The 21,103-nt window shown below is 60.9% G+C and carries 25 protein-coding genes and 1 tRNA gene; 8 read left to right on the forward strand and 18 right to left on the reverse strand.

Going from position 1 to position 21,103, the window contains the following annotated elements:
* Positions 1–5 precede the first annotated feature (5 nt).
* The gene (locus JRN21_06955) at positions 6–203 is read left to right on the forward strand and encodes a hypothetical protein (GenBank protein ID MDG6989049.1); all 198 of its coding nucleotides are present in this window, start codon (positions 6–8) and stop codon (positions 201–203) included.
* Here JRN21_06955 and JRN21_06960 read toward each other — a convergent pair.
* The 8 genes from JRN21_06960 to JRN21_06995 form a co-directional block, all read right to left on the reverse strand.
* Positions 200–619 carry an SUF system NifU family Fe-S cluster assembly protein gene (locus JRN21_06960; GenBank protein ID MDG6989050.1) on the reverse strand — a complete coding sequence of 140 codons (420 nt, stop codon included), beginning with the start codon at positions 617–619 and terminating at the stop codon, positions 200–202. The genes JRN21_06955 and JRN21_06960 overlap by 4 nt on opposite strands.
* Complete coding sequence (locus tag JRN21_06965) at positions 616–1,854, reverse strand: cysteine desulfurase (GenBank protein MDG6989051.1); 1,239 nt, start codon at positions 1,852–1,854, stop codon at positions 616–618. Before JRN21_06965 ends, JRN21_06960 begins: the two co-directional genes overlap by 4 nt.
* 14 nt (positions 1,855–1,868) lie before the next feature.
* The gene (locus tag JRN21_06970) at positions 1,869–2,174 is read right to left on the reverse strand and encodes a Rieske 2Fe-2S domain-containing protein (protein MDG6989052.1); all 306 of its coding nucleotides are present in this window, start codon (positions 2,172–2,174) and stop codon (positions 1,869–1,871) included.
* Between the two features lie 7 nt (positions 2,175–2,181).
* Positions 2,182–3,594 (reverse strand): Fe-S cluster assembly protein SufD, encoded by a 1,413-nt coding sequence (sufD, locus tag JRN21_06975; protein ID MDG6989053.1) that lies wholly within the window; start codon positions 3,592–3,594, stop codon positions 2,182–2,184.
* A 22-nt stretch (positions 3,595–3,616) separates the two neighbouring features.
* Complete coding sequence (sufB, locus tag JRN21_06980; GenBank protein MDG6989054.1) at positions 3,617–5,026, reverse strand: Fe-S cluster assembly protein SufB; 1,410 nt, start codon at positions 5,024–5,026, stop codon at positions 3,617–3,619.
* A gap of 48 nt (positions 5,027–5,074) precedes the next feature.
* On the reverse strand, positions 5,075–5,851 hold the full coding sequence (gene sufC / locus JRN21_06985; GenBank protein ID MDG6989055.1) for a Fe-S cluster assembly ATPase SufC: 777 nt from the start codon (positions 5,849–5,851) through the stop codon (positions 5,075–5,077).
* Between the two features lie 63 nt (positions 5,852–5,914).
* A complete protein-coding gene (locus JRN21_06990) occupies positions 5,915–6,346 on the reverse strand; it encodes a GAF domain-containing protein (GenBank protein ID MDG6989056.1) in 432 nt (143 codons plus the stop codon).
* A gap of 88 nt (positions 6,347–6,434) precedes the next feature.
* Positions 6,435–7,160 (reverse strand): aquaporin, encoded by a 726-nt coding sequence (locus tag JRN21_06995; protein ID MDG6989057.1) that lies wholly within the window; start codon positions 7,158–7,160, stop codon positions 6,435–6,437.
* Between the two features lie 80 nt (positions 7,161–7,240).
* Here JRN21_06995 and JRN21_07000 point away from each other — a divergent pair, with 80 nt between their 5' ends.
* The gene (locus JRN21_07000) at positions 7,241–8,872 is read left to right on the forward strand and encodes a TCP-1/cpn60 chaperonin family protein (protein MDG6989058.1); all 1,632 of its coding nucleotides are present in this window, start codon (positions 7,241–7,243) and stop codon (positions 8,870–8,872) included.
* Position 8,873: 1 nt separating this feature from the next.
* Here JRN21_07000 and JRN21_07005 read toward each other — a convergent pair whose 3' ends face one another.
* Both JRN21_07005 and JRN21_07010 read right to left on the reverse strand, forming a co-directional pair.
* Positions 8,874–9,815 carry an ornithine cyclodeaminase family protein gene (locus tag JRN21_07005; GenBank protein ID MDG6989059.1) on the reverse strand — a complete coding sequence of 314 codons (942 nt, stop codon included), beginning with the start codon at positions 9,813–9,815 and terminating at the stop codon, positions 8,874–8,876.
* Positions 9,816–9,821: 6 nt separating this feature from the next.
* Complete coding sequence (locus JRN21_07010) at positions 9,822–10,067, reverse strand: hypothetical protein (protein ID MDG6989060.1); 246 nt, start codon at positions 10,065–10,067, stop codon at positions 9,822–9,824.
* 59 nt (positions 10,068–10,126) lie between these two features.
* Here JRN21_07010 and JRN21_07015 point away from each other — a divergent pair, with 59 nt between their 5' ends.
* From JRN21_07015 to JRN21_07025, 3 genes are read left to right on the forward strand one after another with little or no spacing between them, the layout of a single operon-like run.
* A complete protein-coding gene (locus JRN21_07015; protein ID MDG6989061.1) occupies positions 10,127–10,396 on the forward strand; it encodes a hypothetical protein in 270 nt (89 codons plus the stop codon).
* Positions 10,393–10,848, forward strand: coding sequence for a DUF371 domain-containing protein (locus JRN21_07020; GenBank protein MDG6989062.1), 456 nt, complete (start codon positions 10,393–10,395; stop codon positions 10,846–10,848). Before JRN21_07015 ends, JRN21_07020 begins: the two co-directional genes overlap by 4 nt.
* Positions 10,849–10,851: 3 nt before the next feature.
* On the forward strand, positions 10,852–11,796 hold the full coding sequence (locus tag JRN21_07025) for a hypothetical protein (protein MDG6989063.1): 945 nt from the start codon (positions 10,852–10,854) through the stop codon (positions 11,794–11,796).
* A 208-nt stretch (positions 11,797–12,004) separates the two neighbouring features.
* Here the strand turns inward: JRN21_07025 and JRN21_07030 are convergent, their stop codons facing one another.
* The 7 genes from JRN21_07030 to JRN21_07060 form a co-directional block, all read right to left on the reverse strand.
* On the reverse strand, positions 12,005–12,754 hold the full coding sequence (locus JRN21_07030) for an SDR family oxidoreductase (GenBank protein ID MDG6989064.1): 750 nt from the start codon (positions 12,752–12,754) through the stop codon (positions 12,005–12,007).
* Between the two features lie 40 nt (positions 12,755–12,794).
* Positions 12,795–13,304 (reverse strand): HEAT repeat domain-containing protein, encoded by a 510-nt coding sequence (locus JRN21_07035; protein ID MDG6989065.1) that lies wholly within the window; start codon positions 13,302–13,304, stop codon positions 12,795–12,797.
* Between the two features lie 58 nt (positions 13,305–13,362).
* A complete protein-coding gene (locus tag JRN21_07040) occupies positions 13,363–14,382 on the reverse strand; it encodes a zinc-binding dehydrogenase (GenBank protein MDG6989066.1) in 1,020 nt (339 codons plus the stop codon).
* 36 nt (positions 14,383–14,418) lie between these two features.
* Complete coding sequence (locus tag JRN21_07045; protein ID MDG6989067.1) at positions 14,419–15,996, reverse strand: sodium:solute symporter; 1,578 nt, start codon at positions 15,994–15,996, stop codon at positions 14,419–14,421.
* On the reverse strand, positions 15,997–16,197 hold the full coding sequence (locus JRN21_07050) for a DUF3311 domain-containing protein (GenBank protein ID MDG6989068.1): 201 nt from the start codon (positions 16,195–16,197) through the stop codon (positions 15,997–15,999).
* Between the two features lie 193 nt (positions 16,198–16,390).
* Positions 16,391–17,518, reverse strand: a complete 1,128-nt coding sequence (locus JRN21_07055; GenBank protein ID MDG6989069.1) for a pyridoxal phosphate-dependent aminotransferase — start codon at positions 17,516–17,518, stop codon at positions 16,391–16,393.
* 516 nt (positions 17,519–18,034) lie between these two features.
* Positions 18,035–18,150 (reverse strand) — tRNA-Lys (locus JRN21_07060).
* Between the two features lie 166 nt (positions 18,151–18,316).
* Here JRN21_07060 and dph5 point away from each other — a divergent pair.
* The gene (gene dph5 / locus JRN21_07065) at positions 18,317–19,357 is read left to right on the forward strand and encodes a diphthine synthase (GenBank protein MDG6989070.1); all 1,041 of its coding nucleotides are present in this window, start codon (positions 18,317–18,319) and stop codon (positions 19,355–19,357) included.
* A gap of 3 nt (positions 19,358–19,360) precedes the next feature.
* Positions 19,361–19,960, forward strand: coding sequence for an FAD synthase (locus tag JRN21_07070; GenBank protein MDG6989071.1), 600 nt, complete (start codon positions 19,361–19,363; stop codon positions 19,958–19,960).
* Here the strand turns inward: JRN21_07070 and JRN21_07075 are convergent.
* Complete coding sequence (locus JRN21_07075; protein ID MDG6989072.1) at positions 19,957–20,586, reverse strand: RNA-binding protein; 630 nt, start codon at positions 20,584–20,586, stop codon at positions 19,957–19,959. The genes JRN21_07070 and JRN21_07075 overlap by 4 nt on opposite strands.
* A 127-nt stretch (positions 20,587–20,713) precedes the next feature.
* Between JRN21_07075 and JRN21_07080 the strand changes: the two genes are divergently transcribed.
* Positions 20,714–21,022 carry a hypothetical protein gene (locus JRN21_07080; GenBank protein MDG6989073.1) on the forward strand — a complete coding sequence of 103 codons (309 nt, stop codon included), beginning with the start codon at positions 20,714–20,716 and terminating at the stop codon, positions 21,020–21,022.
* The last annotated feature ends 81 nt before the right edge of the window (positions 21,023–21,103 follow it).

Raw genomic sequence — 21,103 nt, forward strand, 5'->3', positions numbered from 1 at the left:
GAGCCATGGCGAAGCTATCCGACCCGGCAAAGTGGGTCAACAGCCACATCCCGAGGACCGGGAACCAGTTCGAGACCGAGCTGAGGAGCCTCCTCAAGGTAGCGTTCTGGGTGGCGCTGCTCGCCCCGGTAGTGATAATCCCGGCGTACTACCTCCTCGTTTCGTTCGGGCTGGCTCCGCCCATACTTCTGCCGTCTGGCTAGGGGAGTTCCCCTTCGTCCTTCTCTTCGTACTGCGCGCCCAGGTACCCGTACACGCCTGTCTTCAGGACCTTCATCCCGAGCAGGGCGCATTTGACCCTGGACGGGCCGAGGTCAGGGTTCCCGAGCATCTTGAAGACGTCCTCCTTTGAGAGCTCCTTGACCCACCCCAGGGGCTTCCCCTTGGCCAGTTCGGTCAGCATCGACACCGACGCCTGGCTTATGGCGCACCCCTTTCCAGTGAACTTTACCTCGTCCATCTTCTGATCGCTTCCCACCTGTACCTGCATCTCGATTTCGTCCCCGCAGAGCGGGTTGCTGTCGTGGAAGTCGATGTCGAACTTCTCGAGCTTCCCGAAATTCCTCGGATGCCTGTAGTAGTCGAGGATGACCTCCCTGTAGATGTCTGCGCTGCTCATAGTTTGAACAGCCTCCCGGCCTTCTGGATCCCGGCCGTGAGAGCGTCGACGTCGTCGTAAGAGTTGTAGACGTGGAAGCTTGCCCTGGCCGTCGCGGGGACGTCCAGCCACCGCATGAGCAGCTGGGCGCAGTGATGCCCCGACCTGATCGCCACCCCCTCTTCGTCGAGTATGGTGGCGAGGTCATGCGGATGGACGTCTGCGTAATTGAAAGAGACCACCCCTCCCCTTCTGGCCGGGTCAGGAGGACCGTAGACCTTCAACCCCTTGACCTCAGAGAGGGTCTTCAGGGCGTACTCGAGCAGAGCGACCTCGTGCTTCCTCACCCTCTCCATCCCTATGGAGGCGAGGTAGTCGACGGCCACCCCCAGCCCGATTGCGTCCGCGATGTTGACCGTCCCGGCCTCGAACTTGTGGGGGACTTCGTTCCAGGTCGAGTGATCTTCGAACACCTCCTTGATCATCTCTCCCCCTGACTGGAACGGGTCCATCCCCTCTAGCAGCTCTTTCCTTGCGGCAAGGGCCCCGACTCCCGTGGGAGCGAGCATTTTGTGCCCAGAGAAGGCGTAGAAATCAGCCCCGATCGCACCAATGTCTACCGGCATGTGGGGAACGGATTGGGCGCCGTCGACCAGGGTGGTGGCTCCGGCCTTCTTCGCCTTCGCGCAGATTGCCGAGACTTCGTTGACCGTCCCGAGGACGTTCGAGCAGTGAGTCACGGCGACCAGTCGGGGGGCTTCTCTGAGGAGGTCTTCAAGCTGGCCCATGTCCAGGGTTCCGTCGGGGTTTAGCCCTACGTACTTCAGGGAAGCCCCTTTGCTCTTCGCTAAGAGCTGCCAGGGGACGATGTTGCTGTGGTGCTCCATCAAGGTCGCGACCAGGACGTCTCCCTTCTTCACGTACTTCTCCCCCCAAGCGAATCTCACAAGGTTCGTGGCTTCGGTGGTCCCTCTGACGAAGACGAGCCCCCTCGGGTCTGCGCCGACAAACTTTGCGGTCTTGGACCTCGCAGCCTCGTACCCGGCAGTCGCCTCCTCCCCCAGAGTGTGGACCGACCGGTGGACGTTCGAATTATAGCGCGAGTAGAAGTCAACCAGGGCGTCGATCACAGGCTGCGGCTTCTGGGTCGTGGCCGCGTTGTCAAGGTAGGTGAGCCTCTTGCCGTGGACCTTGCGCTTCAGTATCGGGAAGTCTTCACGTACTTTGGCGACATCGAAAGCTTCTGCCTTGAGCAATCCCTTGGCGACCCCTATACCTCAATAAAAATTGTCCCCTCGGAGACCCTCGCGTTGAAGCGCTTCAGGGGGGTCTCGGCAGGGGGATTGACCGCGTTGCCGGTCTTCAGCTCGAACTGTGACAGATGAAGCGGGCAGACAACCCTGTCTTCGATGACAAATCCCAGACCAAGATCACTCTCTTCGTGCGTGCACGTACCGCTCACGGCATAGATCTCCCCTCCGATCTTGGCGACGAGGATGTGGTTCCCGCCTAACTCGACCGTCGAGATGGAGCCTTCTTCCAGCTCGGCCGCTTTCATTGCAGGTAGCCAGTCCATTTGAGCTCTACCTGTACTTGTAGTGCCGCTCAAAGATGTCTTCCGACTCCTTGACCTCAGGGGTGAGCTCCCCGGTCGCCTTCAGGAGGGCCTCTCTGTCAACAAGGCGCCTCGTCTCCCCTTGCCACTTCCCTTCAATCATGAATCTGGCCCCCTCCCTGGTCTGCTCTATGGGGACCCTGGACAGGACGGGCTCGAAGAATCCGAGAACCACCATCTTCTTCGCTTCGTCATACGACAATCCCCTCGCCATCAAGTAGAACAATTGCTCGTCGTCTACCTGGGCCACTGAAGCCGAGTGGGTCGCCTTGACCTCGTTGTTGTCGATCTCCAGGCTCGGGACACCGTCAGACTTCGCCGTCCTCTCGAGGAGCATGGCGTGGTGGGCCAGGTAGGACTTCGAGTTCTTGGCGGCGTTCACAATCTTGATCATCCCCTTGAATATCGACTGTGACTCTCCCTTGAGGACCCCTCGGGCCTGGGTGGACCCGGTCGAGTCGCGGGAGTTGTGGACAAGGTTGGTTTCGTAGTCGTATTTCTGCTTCGAGTCTGTGAAAAAGATCTCGAAGCCCTCCGCGAGGGAGCCCCGGCCGTTGAGGAGGAAGTTCATCCTAGAGCGGGACGTCGCTGCGCCCAATGAGAGTGAGCTCACCGTGGCCCGGGCGTCGTTGGTGATCTCCACTGCCCGGTTGGAGATGTGTGTCGTCTGCTGGTCCAGCAGCTGGATTGAGGAGAAGTCTACATGCGACCCGGGCCTCGCGTAGACCTCCGAGTTGGAAGCAACAAGCGCCGGGGTACCTGGGCCTTTCGAATACATCTCCTCTAAGAACACGAGCTTGGACTCTTCCTCGGCTACGACGAACAGCTGCTCGATGACAGGGGTCGCGGGGGCGTCGAGGAGCAGCATCCTGCGAAGAGTCTTATCCACGGTCACCCCCCTCGGGACCCTCACGAACAGACCGCCGTTGAAGAAGGCGTTCACAAACGCGGCGTACTTGTCCCCCGACGACTTCACGTTCCTCGACTCGACGAGGGCCCTGACCTTCGTCTCGTCCGAAGCCAGAGCTTCATGGAACGACATCAGGTTCACCCCCTTGGAGGCCAGCTCAACGTCCAACTCGGAGTGCACCTGCACACCGTTGCCTTGCAGCACGATGTCAGACTCCCGACCCGTGAGGTAGTCCCCGAAGAACCTCCTTAAGTCTACCTTCGACTTCACGGTGGACATCCTGAACCGGTCGATGTCGAAACCGAAGGTGCTGACGTACTTGGTGTAGAGCGGATTCGTCTCTGGGGGGAGCTGTGAGAAGTGGTGGAACGAGTCCAAGCGCACCGCGGTGAGCCAGTCAGGCTCTTCCAGTGACCTGGACAGCGCCCTAACAAGGTCTTCTCCGAACGAGGACAGCGCTGCCTGGGACACTACCAACCCTCCAGAAGCGGTCTTACCCGACCGCGTTCGTCATTTCGAGCGACATCAGGCGGTTAAACTCCACGGCGTAGGTCATGGGCAGCTCTTTGGCGAACGGCTCCATGAATCCGTTGACTACCATGCTTAGGGCGTCTCCCTCGGAGATCCCCCTGGACATGAGGTAGAACAGCTGCTCCTCACCCACCTTCCCCACGCTGGCTTCGTGGGTGACGGTGGCGTCGTCTTCCTGTATCTCCATGTAGGGGTAGGTGGCGGTGGTGCTGATGGGGTCCACGAGGAGTGCATCGCATCGTACGGTCGATTTTACGTTCTTCGCACCCTTCGCGATGTGGAGCAGCCCACGGTAGGCGGTGTGCCCTCCCCCCTTCGACACAGAGCGGGAGATTATCTTCGACGTCGTGTCCTTGGCCAGGTGTATGGCCTTGGCGCCGGTGTCCTGCACCTGGCCGGGGCCCGCATAGGCCACTGAAATGATGTCCGCCTTGGCCCTCGGGCCAAGGAGGTAGACTGACGGATATTTTCTCGTGATCTTTGATCCACCGTTAAAATCGACCCAGGACACAGTCGCATCTTCGTGGGCGTGCGCACGTTTTGTGACAAGGTTGAGGACGTCCCTCGACCAATTCTGTAGGGTGGTGTATTTGACGAAGGAGCCCTTCCTTGCGATGATCTCGACGATGGCAGAGTGCAGAGACTGCGCAGAGTAGACGGGAGCTGAGCAACCTTCATTGTAGCTGACCTCGCTGTAAGGCTCTGCGACGATGAGCGTCCGTTCGAACTGCCCCATCTTCCTCTCGTTTATCCTGAAGTATGCCTGCAGGATCATCGGAACCTTGACCCCCTCGGGGACGTAGACGAATGAACCCGCGCTCCACACCGCCGTCTGCAGGGCTGCGATATAGTTGTCCTGATAGGGGACGACGGTCCCGAAGTACTTTTTCATGATGTCAGGGTACTCTTTGAGCGCGGTCACCGTGTCCGTGAAGACGACCCCCTGCTTCTGGAGCTCCCCCTGGATGCTGTGGTACACTGCCTCGCTTTCGTACACGGCCCCTACTCCGGCGAGAAACTTCTTCTCCGCCTCAGTGATGCCGAGCTTGTCATAGGTATTCTTGATGTACGCCGGAAGCTGGTCCCAGGAGTCTGCGGCTCTGGCGGTCGGCCTGGCGTAGTAGTAGAACCCCTGGTAGTCTATGTCGGCCAGGTCGGGAGCCCAAGCCGGGGGCTTGATGTCCAGGAAGTGTCTGAGCGCCTTCATCCTGGTCTGTTCCATCCAGGCGGGCTCGTCGTGGATCCGGACGATCTCCTGTACCACGCGCTCGCTCAGCCCCTTTATCCCCTGGACGGCGTAGGATTCGACAGGATCGCTGAAGCCGTACTTCTCCTTGTAATCGTCGGTCACGATGTCGACGTTAGACGTCAATCTTTCAGGCCTCCGAATATAACATAAGTTATTTTCCCCCTTTAAGGGTTACCCCGTCTGTTGGGCGACAGGCTCTTCTTCTTTGTAGCCTTGTATCCATGTGTACCCCTTTTCTTCCAGGAGCCTCGAGAGCTCTTCCCCTCCCGACTCGATGATTTTCCCCTGGAACATGACATGGACGAACTGGGGTTTCACGTACTTCAAGATCCGCTGGTAGTGCGTGATCATCAGAATGCCGGTCTGGGGGCCCGCCACTTTGTTTATCCCTTCAGCGACGATCCTGAGGGCGTCTATGTCGAGCCCCGAGTCTGTCTCGTCCAAGATCGCGAACTTGGGCCTTATGAGAGCCATCTGAAGTATCTCAGCGCGTTTCTTTTCCCCCCCGGAGAACCCGTCGTTCAGGTACCGGTTCAGGTATGAGTCGTCCATGCTGAGCATCTTCAGCTTCTCGGCGACGGCGTCCTTGAACTCGAAGATGGTGGGAGCTTCCGACCCGGCCGGGCGGGAATTGTTGTAAGCGGCCCTAAGGAACGAAAACATGCTCACTCCCTGGACGCTGACCGGATACTGGAAGGCGAGGAAGAGGCCCTTCTTCACCCGCTTGTCGGGGGTTAGGCCCACTATGGTCTCCCCGTCCAAAAGCACCTTACCGGAGGTAATCTGGTACTTCGGGTGCCCCATCAAAGCGTTGGCGAGTGTGCTCTTCCCCGAGCCGTTGGGCCCCATCAGGGCGTGGGTCTCGCCTTGGCCGATGGTGAGGTTCACGCCCTTCAGTATCTCTTTACCGTCGACCGAAGCATGGAGGTCCTTGATTTCGAGTTTCATCGTCGCTTCTGAGATTCCCTCGCGGTGCCTATTAAAAAGTATAACCTATGTTATAGGGGCATCCTACCAGACGGCGCTCGCCTTTCGCGCGACCGCCTCGAGAAACTCCTTGTCCACGGAGGAGAAGGCGTCGAGTTGGTCGCTGTCTATGTCTATCTCTCCGACGACCCTGTCCTGGTTCGATATCGGCACCACAATCTCCGCCTTCGTCGAAAGGAAACACTGCAGGTAACGCGGGTCCTTGGTGACGTCCGAGACAATCTCGGTCCTTCCTGCCTTGGCTGCGAAGCCGCAGACGCCCTTCCCTATCGGGATTCGCGTGTGCTCGGTAGCGGCAGGGCCGGACCAGGCATCGAGGACGAGGTCACTCCCTTCGACCGCGTAGATTCCGACCCAAGAGTAGGTCGGGACAGAGGAGTTCAGCAGCTTCACTATAGCCTCCCTGGCTGGCCGGCCGCGGGACGAGCCTACGGCCGAGTCGACGCTCACGAGCACCTCCTTTGCCTGCTCCCTTCCTAGCCTGGTGGAATTCGCCTTCAATATGCCGATGCCTCACTCATCTGCGACATTTGCTCGCGCCTCTTCAGTCCGGGCTCTCGACCAGATACCTGTACACAAGGCCGGCGAGAATCCCGCCTATGACGGGACCTATGAGGTAGATGTACCAGTAGGCCGGATAGAACCCGCCCGCGATCATGGGACCGAAAGCCCTCGCCGGGTTCATCGCCGCCCCGGTCAGGCTCCCTGCGACCAGGACGTCAGCCAGGACGGCCAGGCCGATACCCAACCCCCCGATGTGGGGCGCCCGGGCGTCGACAGCCGTCCCGTAGACTGCGAACACGAGGAAGAAGGTCATCATTGCCTCTATGGCGATCCCCTGGCCGTAGGTAAGGGCGCCGTTCAGCGTAGGCGATCCCCACTCGACGCTTGTTCCCATCACCGAAGGGAAGGCTGCCACGAGGGCCAGCCCAGCCCCGATGGCACCCGCGAGCTCGGCGACGATGTAAGGGACCAGGTCCTTGGACTTCAGCTTGTGCCCGACCCAGAGCCCGACGGCGACCGCAGGGTTCAGAGCTCCCCCGGAAACACCCATGGTGGCCGATACTGCCACAGCCAAGCCCAGACCGTTCGCGAAGGCCGCGACGAGAATCCCCGAGGCTGGGTCGAGATGCAGGCTCGCGGTTCCGACCGCCGAGCCAGCGCCGACGAGGACGAAGAGGAAGGTGCCTAAAGCTTCGGCGGCCAGCTTTTTGGAGAGGCCTGGGGCTGCTGACAAAACGTTCGAGCGCGCTGCGGAAGAGCAGTCCACTTAACTGTTGTCGTGTCTCTTCGGCCGGGACGAAGAGCAGAACAATTCTTATAAACCAAGAGTTGTATAGTGTTTTTGACATGTCGGCAACTGGACAACCCGTCATAATACTGAAGGAAGGTTCCGGAGAGTCGAGGGGGAGGGAGGCTCAGAGGAACAACATTTCCGCTGCGAAGCTAATCTCAGAAGTGGTGAGGAGTTCGCTCGGCCCGCGGGGGATGGACAAGATGCTGGTGGACTCGATGGGAGACGTCACGATTACGAACGATGGAGCCACCATGCTGAAGGAACTGGACGTGCAGCACCCGGCGGCGAAGATGATGGTGGAGATCAGCAAGGCGACAGACAACGAGGTCGGAGACGGAACCACGTCAGCCGTGGTGGTAGCGGGCGCCCTTCTCGAGAAGGCCGAGGACCTCATCAACAAGGACGTCCACCCTGTGGTGGTAGTGGACGGATATGGGAGGGCGGCTGAGAAGGCCCAAGAGATACTCGAGGAGATAGCAGAGAAGATAGACCCTGAAAGCAGGGCAGACATCCTCAAGGTGGCGAACACGAGCATGTTGACCAAACTCGTCAACGAAGACTCGCCTCATCTTGCCGGGATAGTGGTGGACGCTGTGCTTCAGGTGGCAGAGAAACGAGAAGGGGGGTTCAAGGTGGACATCGACAACGTCAAGGTCGAGAAGAAACCAGGAGGTGCCCTCACGGACACTCAGATGATAAGAGGTCTGATCCTCGACAAAGAGGTCGTCCACTCTGGGATGCCGAAGCGCGCAGAGGAAGCGAAGATAGCGTTGGTAAACTCGGCCCTTGAGATAGAGAAGACCGAGTTCTCGGCGGAGATCAGGATCAACGACCCCCAGCAGATGCAGCAGTTCATGGATGAAGAGACCAGCATCCTGAAGGGGATGGTCGAGAAGATCCAGTCGGCAGGGGCGACCGTCCTCATCTGCCAGAAGGGAATCGACGACCTGGCTCAGCACTTCCTCGCGAAAGCCGGGATTCTGGCTGTGAGACGGGTCAAGGAGAGCGACATGACCAAGCTCGGGAAGGCCACCGGTGCGAGGATAGTGACCAACCTAGACGACCTCGGATCGAAGGACCTGGGGTTCGCGAAGCTCGTGGAGGAGAGAAAGCTCGAAGATGACAAGTGGGTCTTCGTGGAAGGCGCCAAGAACCCGAAGGCTGTGAGCATCCTCGTAAGGGGCGGGACCCAGAGGGTGGTGGACGAGGCCGAGAGAGCCCTGCACGACGCGCTGATGGTGACGAAGGACGTCGTGGAGCTTCCTGCCGTCGTGGCAGGAGGTGGCGCACCTGAGGAAGAGGTGTCCATCAAGCTGAGGAGCTGGGCCCAGAAGCTCTCGGGGAGAGAGCAGCTGGCGGCGCTGAAGTTCGCCGACGCCATGGAAAGCATCCCTCTGACGCTCGCTGAGAACGCGGGGATGGACCCGATAGACACTCAGGTGGACCTTAGGGCCAGGCACGGCAAGGAAGGGAAGTGGTACGGCGTCGACGCCCTGAATGGCAAGGTAGCCGACATGTACTCGAAGTCGGTCTGGGAGCCTCTGGCCGTGAAGCTCCAGATACTGAGGGCAGCCACAGAAGCCGCGTCAATGATTCTGAGGATCGACGACGTCATAGCGGCAAGCAAGATGAGGGCACCACCTATGCCACCCGGAGGCGGGATGGGCGGCATGCCCCCGATGTGAGCTAGCCGAAGCTGAAACCAGGGTAGCGCGGGTCTGACCTCGCTTTATCATACAGCGCGCTGGCCAGAGCCACGTCTTCAAGGGCCACGCCCCCGGACTTGAACAGGGTCCGTCCCCTTGCGGCCGCCTTGCCTGTCACCACGTCGCAGAGTTTCAGGGCCGAGTCCCATGAGAAGGAGCCTGCATCCGCGGCAAGGATGAGGTCGCCGTATTCGTTCTTGGCCTGGGTGACGTCGTCCACGACCACGGTCTGGAAGGTCCCTAATGCTCCTGGTGCGATCTCGGAGTGAGTAGGCACGTTCCCTCCGCAGAGGTTCACGTGAGAGACGGCCCCGACCAAGTCTTGAGTGAGGAAAGGGTCCTTCGCCGATGTGATAGCGGTGGCTATCTGGGCCCCTTCAAGGGCATCCCTGGCCGAACCGCAGTCCTTCGCCCTGACCCCACTTTTGGCCAACCGCGCCACGAAACCAGCCCGGTTCCGTTGGTTGGGACTCCATACCCTTACCTCCTCCAGCGAAGTGACCACGCCCAGAGCCGTGACCTGCGTCATCGCCTGCTTCCCCGTGCCCAAGAGGGCCAAGGTGGCGGAACGCTTACGATAGAGATACTTCGTAGCAACCGCCGAGGCGGCGCCCGTTCTGTACCTCCCGAGCGCGTCAGCCCCCATGATGGCGAGCGGGGTGGAATCTGACGAGTCGAAGAGAGCGACCACGAACTTGGTCCCCGCCTTTGAATATGCGTAAGCCTTCAGCCCGCTCCTTCCGAGATAGGACAGGCTCGCATGCATGACGTTCAGGACCGAGGCTGGTCCTCTGGATCTGGTCCTCGGAGAGTTGGTAGCCTCCCCCTCCCCTTCCTCCCTGAACGCTACTTCGACGACTTCGACCGCCTCCCTCATGTCGAGCAGACCCTCTGCGTCTCCCTCAGAGAGGAAAATCGTCAATTTGCTTTAGGCTTCTTCTTCCTTCCTCTCTTCCGTCTCAGGAGCGCCCCATCTCCCGACCCTCGGGAGCCCCTTCGTGCGGAAGAGGGCCATCCCCTGCTGATATCTCTGGAGCTCCACCTCTAGGAACCTGACGTCGGCCGTGAGAGACGCAGCCGCTTTTTCGGCCCCTTTCTTCCCGGTGAGCTCTGCAAGCTTGGCCTTCTTCTCTTCGACCATCTTTGAAATGAGCTGTTCATACTCGGTGGTCATGGCGGGGCAGGTTTCGTGCCGCCTCGAAACTATAAAGGCGTTATCGGGGACCGGGAGCCATGCGTCCGTCGCTGTTCTCAGGGGGAGTGCTCGTCGCCCTGATGGGTGGAGTGTTCTACATCCTCGCCCTCCCCTTCGTCTTCTTCTGGAGCCTCCCGTTCGCGGCGGGCGGCGGGATAATGATCCTGGTCAGCCTCATCCTCCCAGAAGACGAGGCGCCCCTGGCTCCTCCGGAGGGGTACAGGTTCTGCCTTTTCTGTTCAACGCCTGTGCCTATCGAAGAAGAAAGATGCCCACACTGCAACGGTTACCAGCCGAGGCTGAAATGAAGATGGACGAACGTGCCGCTGCCGAGCCCCGGAAGCCCACGGACGTCGTGACTTTCAGGGGACACCCCAAGGTCCTTTCGGAACACCCCACGACCATTGAAGTCACCACCGAGGGGCACCTCTCGGAGAAGGGAGACTGCATAGTCGGCGTCTCGGCGGACAAGGGGTGTCTAGGGCTCAGTCCTGAGGTGAAGCATGGGCTCAGGAAGACCGGGACCCCGGTCAACGTCAGGATCGTGGTCGGAGAGCTGTCGTATCTCGTTGCGGCGCGGGGGGATTCCAGGCTCCAGCTCACGGACCCGCATGACATCGTCATCAGGAAAAGCGACTTCGTAAGTGAAAGGACGCTCGCGCTGCACGCCGACTCCTCGGCCAGGGACCTGCCGAGGGAGATGGTCCGGGCGCTCAGGGACCCGGAGGCAGAAGGAAGGCTCGAGATAGAGGTGGGCTGAGGGGTGGCCGAGTACAAGGCTGTGGCATACACCATGCAAGCCCTCGTCAAGTACCATGGGCTCAAGGACTGGAAGCTCCGGCTCCCTTACCACGACAGCATCTCGGTCAACACCACGTCGATGAAGACAGAGGCCACGATATCCGATTCCAGGGGGGGCGGGGTGTTCATAGAAGGGCGAGGGAACGCCTCGGCGAATGCCAGGTTACAGGCGGTCGTCGGGCGACTGGACCCCTCGAAACGGGTCACCGACTTCCGCATAGACAGCCGGAACGTCCCGTCGGGGAAGGCGAAGGGGATAGGCTATTCGTCTTCTGCAGGAGCGGCCCTGACCCTGCTCAGCCACAGGCTGCTGGTGGGCGGAGCTCCTGACTTGGTTGGCCTTTCGAAAGCCGCGCGCCTCTTCGCGGCCTCTGCGTCCAGGTCGCTGGTAGGGGGGTTCTCGAGGCTGTACGCCGGGAAGGACGACGAAAGCACCTATGCGGAGAGGTTTGCCGACCAGAAGACCATGGACCTCCGAATGGTGATCGTCCCTCTTCCGTCGAGGGTCAGGACGGAGGACGCGCACAGAGAGGTGCTGACCTCCCCGTTCTTCAAAGCCAGGGTGGAGTCGGCGCAAAGAAGGTGCGAAGAGATGCAGAAGGCCATCCTCGGGAACGACCTTGACCAGCTCGGGAAGCTGGCGGAACGAGACACGCTGGAGCTGCACGCACTGACGATGACCGGAGAGAGCGGGCTTGTCATCATGACTGAAGACTCGGTCAGGATAATCAGGAAGGTGAGGGAGCTCAGGGACGAAGGGGCGAAAGCCTACTACTCGATGCAGACCGGGCCGTCGGTGTTCATCAACACCTCCGAGAAGGACCAGGAAAGGGTGATGAAGGCGGTCCAGAAACTGGGGTATAGAGCCTATCCCTCCGGGGTCGGAGGGGAGGCGGAGATCCTCTGAGCAGGAACTTCAAGAACGTCAGAGATTACCTAGGAGAGCTCGAAGAGTCGAGACGAGGGAGAGAAGAGCAGGTTAGGGCCGGGCTGGACCTTTACGTGGACCTCTGGGAGAGGGCCATAAAGCGAGGGGTCATCGGAGAAGCAGACGCCATCGACGAGGCCCTTGCGAAGATTGAGCGGGCAGGCGGGCTCCAGAAGGCCGCCGGTGACTAACGGGTCGCTTCGCCGCCGTCCAGCGCAATCACCTGGCCGGTGATGAAGCTCGACTCCTCGCTCGCCAGGAAGAGCGCCAGGCTGGCAGCCTCGGATGGCTTCCCGAACCGGCCGAGCGGTATCGCCGCCCTGTAGGACTTCGCCTGCTCCGGACCCAGCCAGTCCACCCAGGTGGTCTCCATTGAGCCGAAGGCCATACAGTTCACCCTGATTGCGGGGGCGAGCATCTTGGCGAGCATCCTCGTCATGGAGACGACCGCCCCCTTCGCGGACGCGTAGACCAGCCCTTCCGTGTCCCCGACCAGCGCCGGGATCGACGCGACGTTGATTATCGAGCCACCCCGTTTCATGAGGCTCCGGGCGCCTTTGGCGCACAGGAAGGTACCGAAGGTATCTACGGCGAAGACCCGCCTCCACATATCCAGGGTCGTGTCTTCGATGGGGAGATTCCAGAGGGCGCGGTCTGCGAGCCCGGCAGCGTTGACGAGTATGTCCAACCCGCCTGCCCTCCTCCCCACCTCCGAGAACATCGCTTCGACGCTCGACTGGTCGGACACGTCTGCGTGGACCACTGAGGCATTCCCACCCCTCCTGCGGATCGATTCCAGGACAGGTTCGGGGTGCCTCTTCCCCCCGCGGTGGTTGATGAACACGGTCGCCCCCTCGCGGGCGAAGCGCTTTGCGATCTCAGCGCCTATCCCCTGAGATGAGCCGGTCACAAGGGCCCGCTTGCCCTCAAGACTCATTCGACCGCTACAGGAGGTTCCATGTCTTAAGGGTTCGAAGCTAGGGGCGGGGCGCTCTGTCCCTCGCCGTGGCTCCGGTATTGTACTTCTTCAGGAATCGTATGTTGAAGAGCGAGGCCTTGGCCGAGTTCCTCACCATCTCGTCCGGGTCAGACTCCGCCTTGACCAAGACCCCCTCTGAGTCCGCGCTCCCCACCGAGCCCAGAGCCGCCGCAGATTCGTGCCTCACGATAGGGTCTCTGTCGTTGAGCACCGCCTCCGCCAGGGCTACGTTCCCCTCAGAGAGTCCTATCTGCCCCAGGGAGAACGCGGCTTCGTGCCTGACAAGGGGATCAGGGTCATGCAGCAGGACGTCTCCCAAGGCAGGGACCGACTTCTCTCCTCCTACCTCCGCAAGGATGCATACCGCGTGGACCCTGAGGACCAGGCTGGGCTCCTCCGCCAAGACCTTTATGAAAAACGACTCGTCTTTCCTCTCCCACGCCTCTTCCATCCCCTTCATCACCAGCATGGCACGGGGTTCGTCTTCGACCACGGTCCTCGTGTACATCGTTGTAAGTCGGAGGTGTTCAGCCTATAAACAGCGCGGAGCCGGACGCGGTTCTGGTCTATGGTATCAGCAGGACCTTCCCTCGCACGTCTCTCGACTCCACTATTTCGTGCGCGCGCCGCGCTTCGCCAAGCGGCAGCTCTCTGTATATGGAAGGCTTCAGTCTGCCCTCGGCCGCCAGCTTGAGGACCTGCTCGACATCTCCTTTCGACTGGCCGTACACGCCCATGATGCTGAGCTCGTCGGAGTAGACGCGGCGCACGTCGACCTCGGACTTCAGCCCGGAGGTCAAGCCGAGGGCTACCATCCTTCCGCCCCTGGCAAGGCAGTCTATGCTCTTCGCCCAGGTGTCCCCTCCCACATGGTCGAACACGACAGAGGCGCCGAGCCCGTCTGTGAGCGACCGCACCTCCTCCGCTATGTCGTGGGACGCATAGTTGACGACGTGGTCAGCCCCGAGAGACCTGACGAATTGGGCCTTCGAGTCGCTCCCCACGGCTGCGATCACTCTGGCGCCGAGATACTTTGCTATCTGAACCGCGGCGTGTCCCAGACCTCCCGCCGCGCCCCACACCAGGACAACGTCTCCGGCACCGACTTCCGCCTTCCTCGAAAGCCCGCTCCAGGCTGTACCGAAGTCGACGGGCATCGCAGCTGCAGTCTTCAAGTCGAGGCCCTTGATGGGGAGCAGGTTCGCCAGGGGGACCTTCACGAACTCGGCGTATCCGCCGTCAGTCGCTATCCCGACGAAACCCCTCCCGAGACACAGGCTCGGGGAGCCTCCGCGGCAGTAGACGCAGGACCCGTCTGACAGTACGGGATAGACCACGACCTGTGACCCCGCCTCGGCACCTGTAGCACGGGAGCCAGCTGCGACCACATCTCCGGCGATGTCTGTGCCGAGGGTGTGCGGGAGGGACGTCTTGTACCTCCCGCTGCGGGCCCAGATGTCGATCCTGTTCACGCCGGCCGCGGCTACCCTGACAACCGCCTCCCCTTCGGAGGGCTCGAGGTTGGGGACTTCCTCCTGCGAAAGGACGTCAGACCCGCCTGTCTCGTGGTACCGGACCGCCTTCAACTGGTGCGAGGACCGGGAGCCAGGTACTTACAGGTATCAGGCGGCCTGAACGCCGACTTCCTTCTTCCTCGGGAGGACCAGGCTCCAGACGGCCACGATCGCAAGGTTGACTGCTAGCGCTATCAGCCCGATGTAGAGCAGGCCCCATGGGTTGACCGCGTAGGTCGAGGAATACAGGATGCCGAAGCTGTTCTTCAGTTCCACCAGATATATCCCGACGAACTCTCCGGCCAGGAGGCCCACTATGAGGGAGTGCTTGTTCATCCGTCTGAAGAAGAGGCCCAGGAACACGGCCGGCAGCGTCTGGACGATTATTATCCCCCCGAGGAGCTGAAGCTGTATGGCGTAGGTGCTCGCCACCACGAAGACGAAGGCCAGCGCGATGAACTTGAAGACCACGGACGCCCATTTGGAGATGGTCGTCTCTCCCTTGGGGGTGAGATTCGGCTTGAACTCCTTGATTATGTTCCTGGTAAGCAGGTTCGCCTGAGAAATCGCCATTATCGCGGCGGGGACCAGTCCCCCGATGAAGATACCGAGCAGAGCCACCCCGGCGAACCAACTCGGAAGGGTGCTGAGTATCATCGCGGGGACCACTAGGAGGCCCTGGGTGACCCCCGTGCCTCCGATCGGGAACTGCTTGAGGAAGGTCTGTGCGGCGGCGTTACCCCAGGCGAGCACCCCGAACATCGCCAGGGCTCCGAGCCCGAGGCCGTAGAACGGGAGGAGAGAAGTGCTCTTCCTCACCTTCTCCGGGTCCTGCGCACTCAGGACCCCGTTGATAGCGTGAGGGTACAGATAGAGCGCAAGGGCGCTGATGAGGAAGGTGCTCCAATATGCGTTGATGAGGACGGCCGGAAGGGTCGGATATACTTCAGGGGCCTTGCCGGCGTTCACCCCGGGGTAAGGAGAAAGAGTGGTGGTCGCCGCGTGGAACGCAGCCCCGAAGCCGCCTGATGAGACAACGACAGCTAGGACGGCGATGATTCCCAAGAATATGAGCAGGTCTTTCATCACGGCGGTGAGAGTGGCGCCTCTGAGCCCGCTCGTGTACGTGAACGCGGCCAGGACGATGAAAGCGATTATGAGCGAGACCTCGGCTATCGTGGTCACGTCGCCTATCCCCGCGAGCATCGCGGTCAGAACAGCCTGCATCCCCACGATCTGGAGGGCGATGTACGGGAGCTCCGCTATGATCCCCACGATTGCGACCAGCATGGCGAGGGTCCTGCTGTCGAAGGTCCCCCTGACGAAGTCCGCGGCCGTGATATACCCGTGCTCATGGGAGACTTTCCACATCTTTGGCATGACTATTATCGCGATGCCGAAGGTCAGAGCGACGTAAGGGACGGCGAAGAAGTACAGCGAACCTGTCCCGGGCAGGTTGTGGAAGCCTGCGTAGACGCCGGAGGGCACCGAGATGAACGTGTAGGCGGTATAGAGGTCGGCTCCCACGAGGAACCACACGAGGCCCGTCCCGAGCCGCCTTCCGGCTAAGGCCCACTCGCTGAGGTCGTTCATGTCTCCCTTCCTCCACTTGCCTCCGTAGAAACCCAGGAAGACGAACACCACGAAGAGCGCCAGGAACGCTACTATTCCGTCTATGGCCAGCATCTAGGACTTCCTCCCCAGAAGATTCGCCGCGATGAAGAACAGGACCCCGCATATGACCAGCCACACCATCTGGTACCACCAGAAGAAAGGTACCCCGCCCCACATCGGGTTCGCTATGTCGTAGGTCTTGACCGGGAGAAGAAAGACGAACGGGATGATGATAAGGACCGCTGCGACGATGTCCTTGGACCTCACGCGCAGGCAGGCTGGTAGTAATCTGGCGATATAAGACTCGGGGACTCCTGCCTGTCGGGATGTAAACTTCGACTACAGTCGAATTTTCGGGCGCGAGCTGCCACCGGACCAAGGGAGGGTTGCCGGGGGGAGACCAGTCCGTCTTCCGGGCCACGCCCTCGCCGCGTTCGGTCACGCCGGGGCCCGCGCCGGTCCCCGCTTAGCGTCTGCGGAGGCATCCGCGGATCCTGGTCAGCCCTTCAGCAATCCTTTCCTCGTCTTCAGCACAGAAGACGAGCCTCAGGTGCCCCTCCCCCGATGGTCCGTACTTCACCCCGGGCATGGTCTTCACTTTGGCGTCTCTTGACAGTCGAGCACACAGGGCAACGGAGTCTCTGGAGTGGGGCGAGAAGTCTGGGAAGACCTCGAACCCTGCGCTGGGGAGAGCGAATCCTACGTCCTCCAGCTCTGAGAGCCCCCGGAGCATCGCGCTCCTCCTTTTGTCGAGCTCTCGCACCATGGAATGGACGAAGGACGCGCACTCCTTCAGGGCTCTGGCTCCTGCGTACTGGACGGGGTAGCTCACTCCGCCGTTGAGCTCGAACGAGAGGTGCTTGATGGCGTCGGCGTGCGCCTTGTCTGTTACTACGTATCCGAGGCGCCACCCCGTCATGGCGTAGGCTTTCGAGAAACTGTTGACCAAGAACGTGCGCCCGCGAAGGTCCTCGTCGTCCGAGGGGAAGGCGGTGAACCTGGTGCCGTCAAAGAGTATCCTGCTGTAGCATTCGTCCAGGAGAAGGGAGACTCTCTTCTCTTCCCTGAGCACGCCGCTAAGCGCGTCGACGTCCCCTTTGCCTAGGACCGTCCCCGTGGGGTTGTTGGGGTTGCAGATGAAGACCATCCTCGTCCTTTCTGAAATCGCCGCCCTTACGGCGTCCGTGTCGAGCCTCCATCCTTCGCCCTCCAAGAGAGGAACCAAGACAGGGCGCACCCCGAATATCTCGAGCTTCTCGATGAGCGCGTTGTAGGTGGGCTGAGGGACGACTATCTCATCCCCCGGCTTCATGGCCGCCAGTATCGAGAGCGACAAGGCCTCCTGGGCTCCGTGGGTGATGCACACCTCGTTCGCAGGGTCCACCTCCAGGCCGCGGTCTTCCTCATAGAACGTAGCGATCGCCTTGGGGAGGACGAGCTCGTCGAACCCCTTCGCGGGGAAGTAGTGGGTGCACCCCGAGTCGACGGCGTAGTTGAAAGCGTCGACTACCTTCCGGTCGGTGGGAAACGCAGGGTCGGCTACCCCCATCGAGATGAGTTCATCGGCGCCTTCTGCCCTGCCAAGCTCTGACAACGCGTTGAGGAAGCGCCGGCCCCTCTATATCTTCGTCATCCAGAGCATGCGTCGTGCGGACGTTCGAGGAGCTTGTCGCAGAGGCGAACGCCGCGCCATTCGCACCTTCGGAGAACCGTCAGCGTCGAACAGGTCAGGCAGAAGCTGTGCGATTGACGGTCCGCCTTCTTGTATGATAGCTTGGGGGAGGCGATGAAGCTGGTCTTTGGGGCCGGTGGGCAGTCCGACTCGTTCTGCCTTTAACAACACGAGTTCCTTGGAGTGCGTCGCCTCGTACGCTGAGCCGTGTTCGGTCTGAGGGTGTTGAGATCGTACGGCTCCCTGACAAGAGGCACCACCTTGTCCCAGTAGAAACCATACTCTGAAGCTCTGTTCCCACTTGCGTAGCGGTAATGGGGCGGATAGCTGGTGAGGTTTCCATCGCCCAGGTGCAGCCAGGTCTCGTAAGCTAGATCACGGCCAGAAAGTTTGGGGCCAATCATAGCAAGATGCCCCCTGACGAGAGGGCGAAGCAGGTGGCGGGCCCTGTGGGATTCGAACTCGTGGGCGATTTGAGCGCCTCCCACGGCATGCTGGTGACTCCCAAAGCTAGCTAAGAGCCAGCCGCTCTAACCTGGCTGAGCCAAGGGCCCACCGAGGACGCCGCCAATTAGCCGGAATTAAAAGCGTTCCCAACGCCATGGGGATCGGGCGAGCGGCGCCCCGATAAGGAGGCAATCAAAAATGGAAAGCCCCCCCCGCCGGAACGTCGACGAAACCATTCTGGATTGATATAATGGGAAGTCATAGGCAAGGACAATGGGTCGTCTCTCCTTTGTCGGCCTCGGCCTAGGCGCCGAGGGGTTGACGCTCGAAGGCGTAGAAGAACTGAAGAAGGCCGACGTGGTCTATCTCGAGTACTATACCACCCCCCACGAGCCCAAGCTGCTCAACGAGTTGCAGAGGGCGACGGGGAGGATCCCCACGGTCGTGGACAGGGATTTCCTCGAGGATGGAGGGAGGATCTTGTCTGAAGCGGCGGGCCAGAAGGTTGCTCTCGCGGTCTTGGGGGACCCGATGATAGCCACCACGCACAACGAGCTGAGGGCGAGGGCGGTCAGGCAGGGGACGGAGACCAGGGTGGTCCACTCGGCGACCATCGCCTCCGCCGCCGCGAGCTCATCTGGGCTCCATTCATACAAGTTCTCGCGGACCGTCACGGTGACCAGGGACTCGGTGGGGAAGCTGACGCAGGCGTACCACATCCTACATCAGAACCTCCTCGAAGGGGCGCACACTCTGCTGTTGCTGGAGTACGATGTTCAGAGCGGGGAAGGGGTTTCCCCGGCGGACGCCATCGCGGGGCTCCTCTTGGCTGAGGGGAATTTCAAGCGGGGGGTGGTCAACGAAAGGACGCTCGGGCTGGTGCTTTCCAGGCTCGGACGGGAGGACGAGAGGCTAGCCGCCGGGAGTTTCGAAGCGCTGGCGAAGAAGGAATTCGGGGAGCCGCCGCACTGTATAGTGGTCCCTGGCAATCTCCATTTCACTGAGAAGGAGGCCGTGTCGGCGTTCTTCTCGGTGGCGGAGTCAGACCTCAGAGGGAACTCCGATGGCGTGCTGAGGACAGCCCAGACCCTGGTCCCCAGATACGTCGCAAAGACGAAGAGGGCGCTGGCTTCGGTGAAGCCGAAGCTGGGGACCGAGTACGAGCACGTGCTGGAGAACGCCGAGCTTTACATGAAGGACGCAGAGAGCTTCCTGGCGAACGGGGAGGACGAGATGGCCATGCTGAGCATCGGATATGCCGAAGGGCTTTTGGACTCCCTATCCTTCTCGGGGACCGTCAAGATTGACTGGTGACGCATGAACAGCAGGCACGTCCTGGCGGCCATATTCTCCGCTTCCCTGCTCGGGACCGCTCCCGACGCCCGGACCCTGGGGCAAAGGCTCCACCTGAGCAGGAGCGAAGCAGAGCACGAGCTTTCCGTCCTTGACGAGCGAGGACTGGTCAGGACAGAGGGCGGGAGGGCCAGGCTCACCGAGAAGGGGAGGAAGTCCATCAAAGTGGTCTTCATCGGCGGGGGGTTCGAAGTCATACACTACGGACACGTCTACACGATAGAGAAGGCGAAGGGCCTCGGAGACGCCCTGGTGGTCTCCGTCGCCAGGGACAGCACCATCAGGAAGAGGAAGGGGAGAGAGCCGATCGTCTCAGAGAAGGACAGGGTCAGGTTGCTGTCGGCCCTCCGGAGCGTCGACGCGGCGATACTCGGGGTCGAGGGGGACATCTACGTCACCCTGCAGAAGGTCTCGCCTGACGTGGTCGCGCTGGGCTACGACCAGTACCATATGGAAGGCGACATCAAAAGCGAGGCGGCGCGAAGAGGGCTGAAGGTCAACGTCGTCCGCCTTGACTCCCCCTATCCTGAAATCAAGACGAGCAGGCTGCTGAGAGAGTTCTAGGCACGCCCGCCAGCCAGCTTCTTCTCCAGGCGCGACATCGAAATGCTCACCGACTCCCGCCCGAGTTCCACGGCTAGTAGCCCCCTGGTGTCCTCGACCAACATCCTTGCCACGTCTATCTTACGGCGCGCGCCGTTCACGACGTGGTCGTAGACCGCCAGCGGCGCGCAGGCAGAGTAGAGCTCCTCCATGACCTCGAAGTATCTCTTCGCTCTGGGGAGCTTCCTCCTGAGGATAGAGTCGAGCACGAGCCTCTTCAGTTCCCCTACGGTGTCGAGCAGTCCGAGCAGATACGCTTCGGGAGAAGCCCCCAGGCTCTCCATGGACGGCACTGCCTTCCCTTTGGCAAGGGACACGACGGCTGACGCTTCGACCACCTCCGCTTCGGGAGAGATCAGGTAGCGGGACAGAGAGGGCTCTGAGGACTTTCTCAGCTCGTTCATCAGGGCCCTCGCCTTCGCCAGTTCTCTTTCCCCTTCCTTCAGCTTCCCCGTATGGACGCTGATGATCGCCCTGGAAGAGGCGGATATGACATCCCGGGTGTCTTTTAGGACCCTGTCGCGGCGCTGCAACTGCCCTGAGAAACGGGCCTCCATCGCCTTCAGGGACTTCTCGACCTCGTCCAAATCTGATCCCGCCTCTCGGCCCGGTCGTCATAAGCTTACCCTTCGGGATGAGTTTCTGCAGACCCCTCCCATGGGACGCCCGAGCCCAGAACACGTTTACATGCTTCTGAATCGAGCCCGCTTCCCGGTGCCCAACCGCAACTACCAGTCCGGTCGGTCAAGGGAATACAGGGCGATGAACGCGCTCAGGAAGGACGGCTGGATGGTCTCGCGGAGCGCAGCGTCTCATGGCGCGGTAGACGTGTTCGCGGCGAAGGGGGGGAGGGTCCTGCTCATCCAGGTGAAGAGCGGCAAGGCGAGGGCGACCAAGGAAGAGCTCGAGGAGCTCGCGGAGTGGGGGAAGAACGCGAAGGCGGAAGCCGAAGTGTGGTACTTCAAGGGGGGGAAGGAGATGGTGAAGAGGAGGATATACGCACCCAGGGGGAGCGGCGACTGAAGGCGAAGTGCTATTTCTGCGATGCGGAGCTGGAGGTCGTCCTGCACACCTTCAAGGTCGGGCCCAGGGAGGAACCTGTCT

This window comes from Nitrososphaerota archaeon (assembly GCA_029785825.1).
GTDB lineage: Archaea > Thermoproteota > Nitrososphaeria > Nitrososphaerales > Gagatemarchaeaceae > UBA183.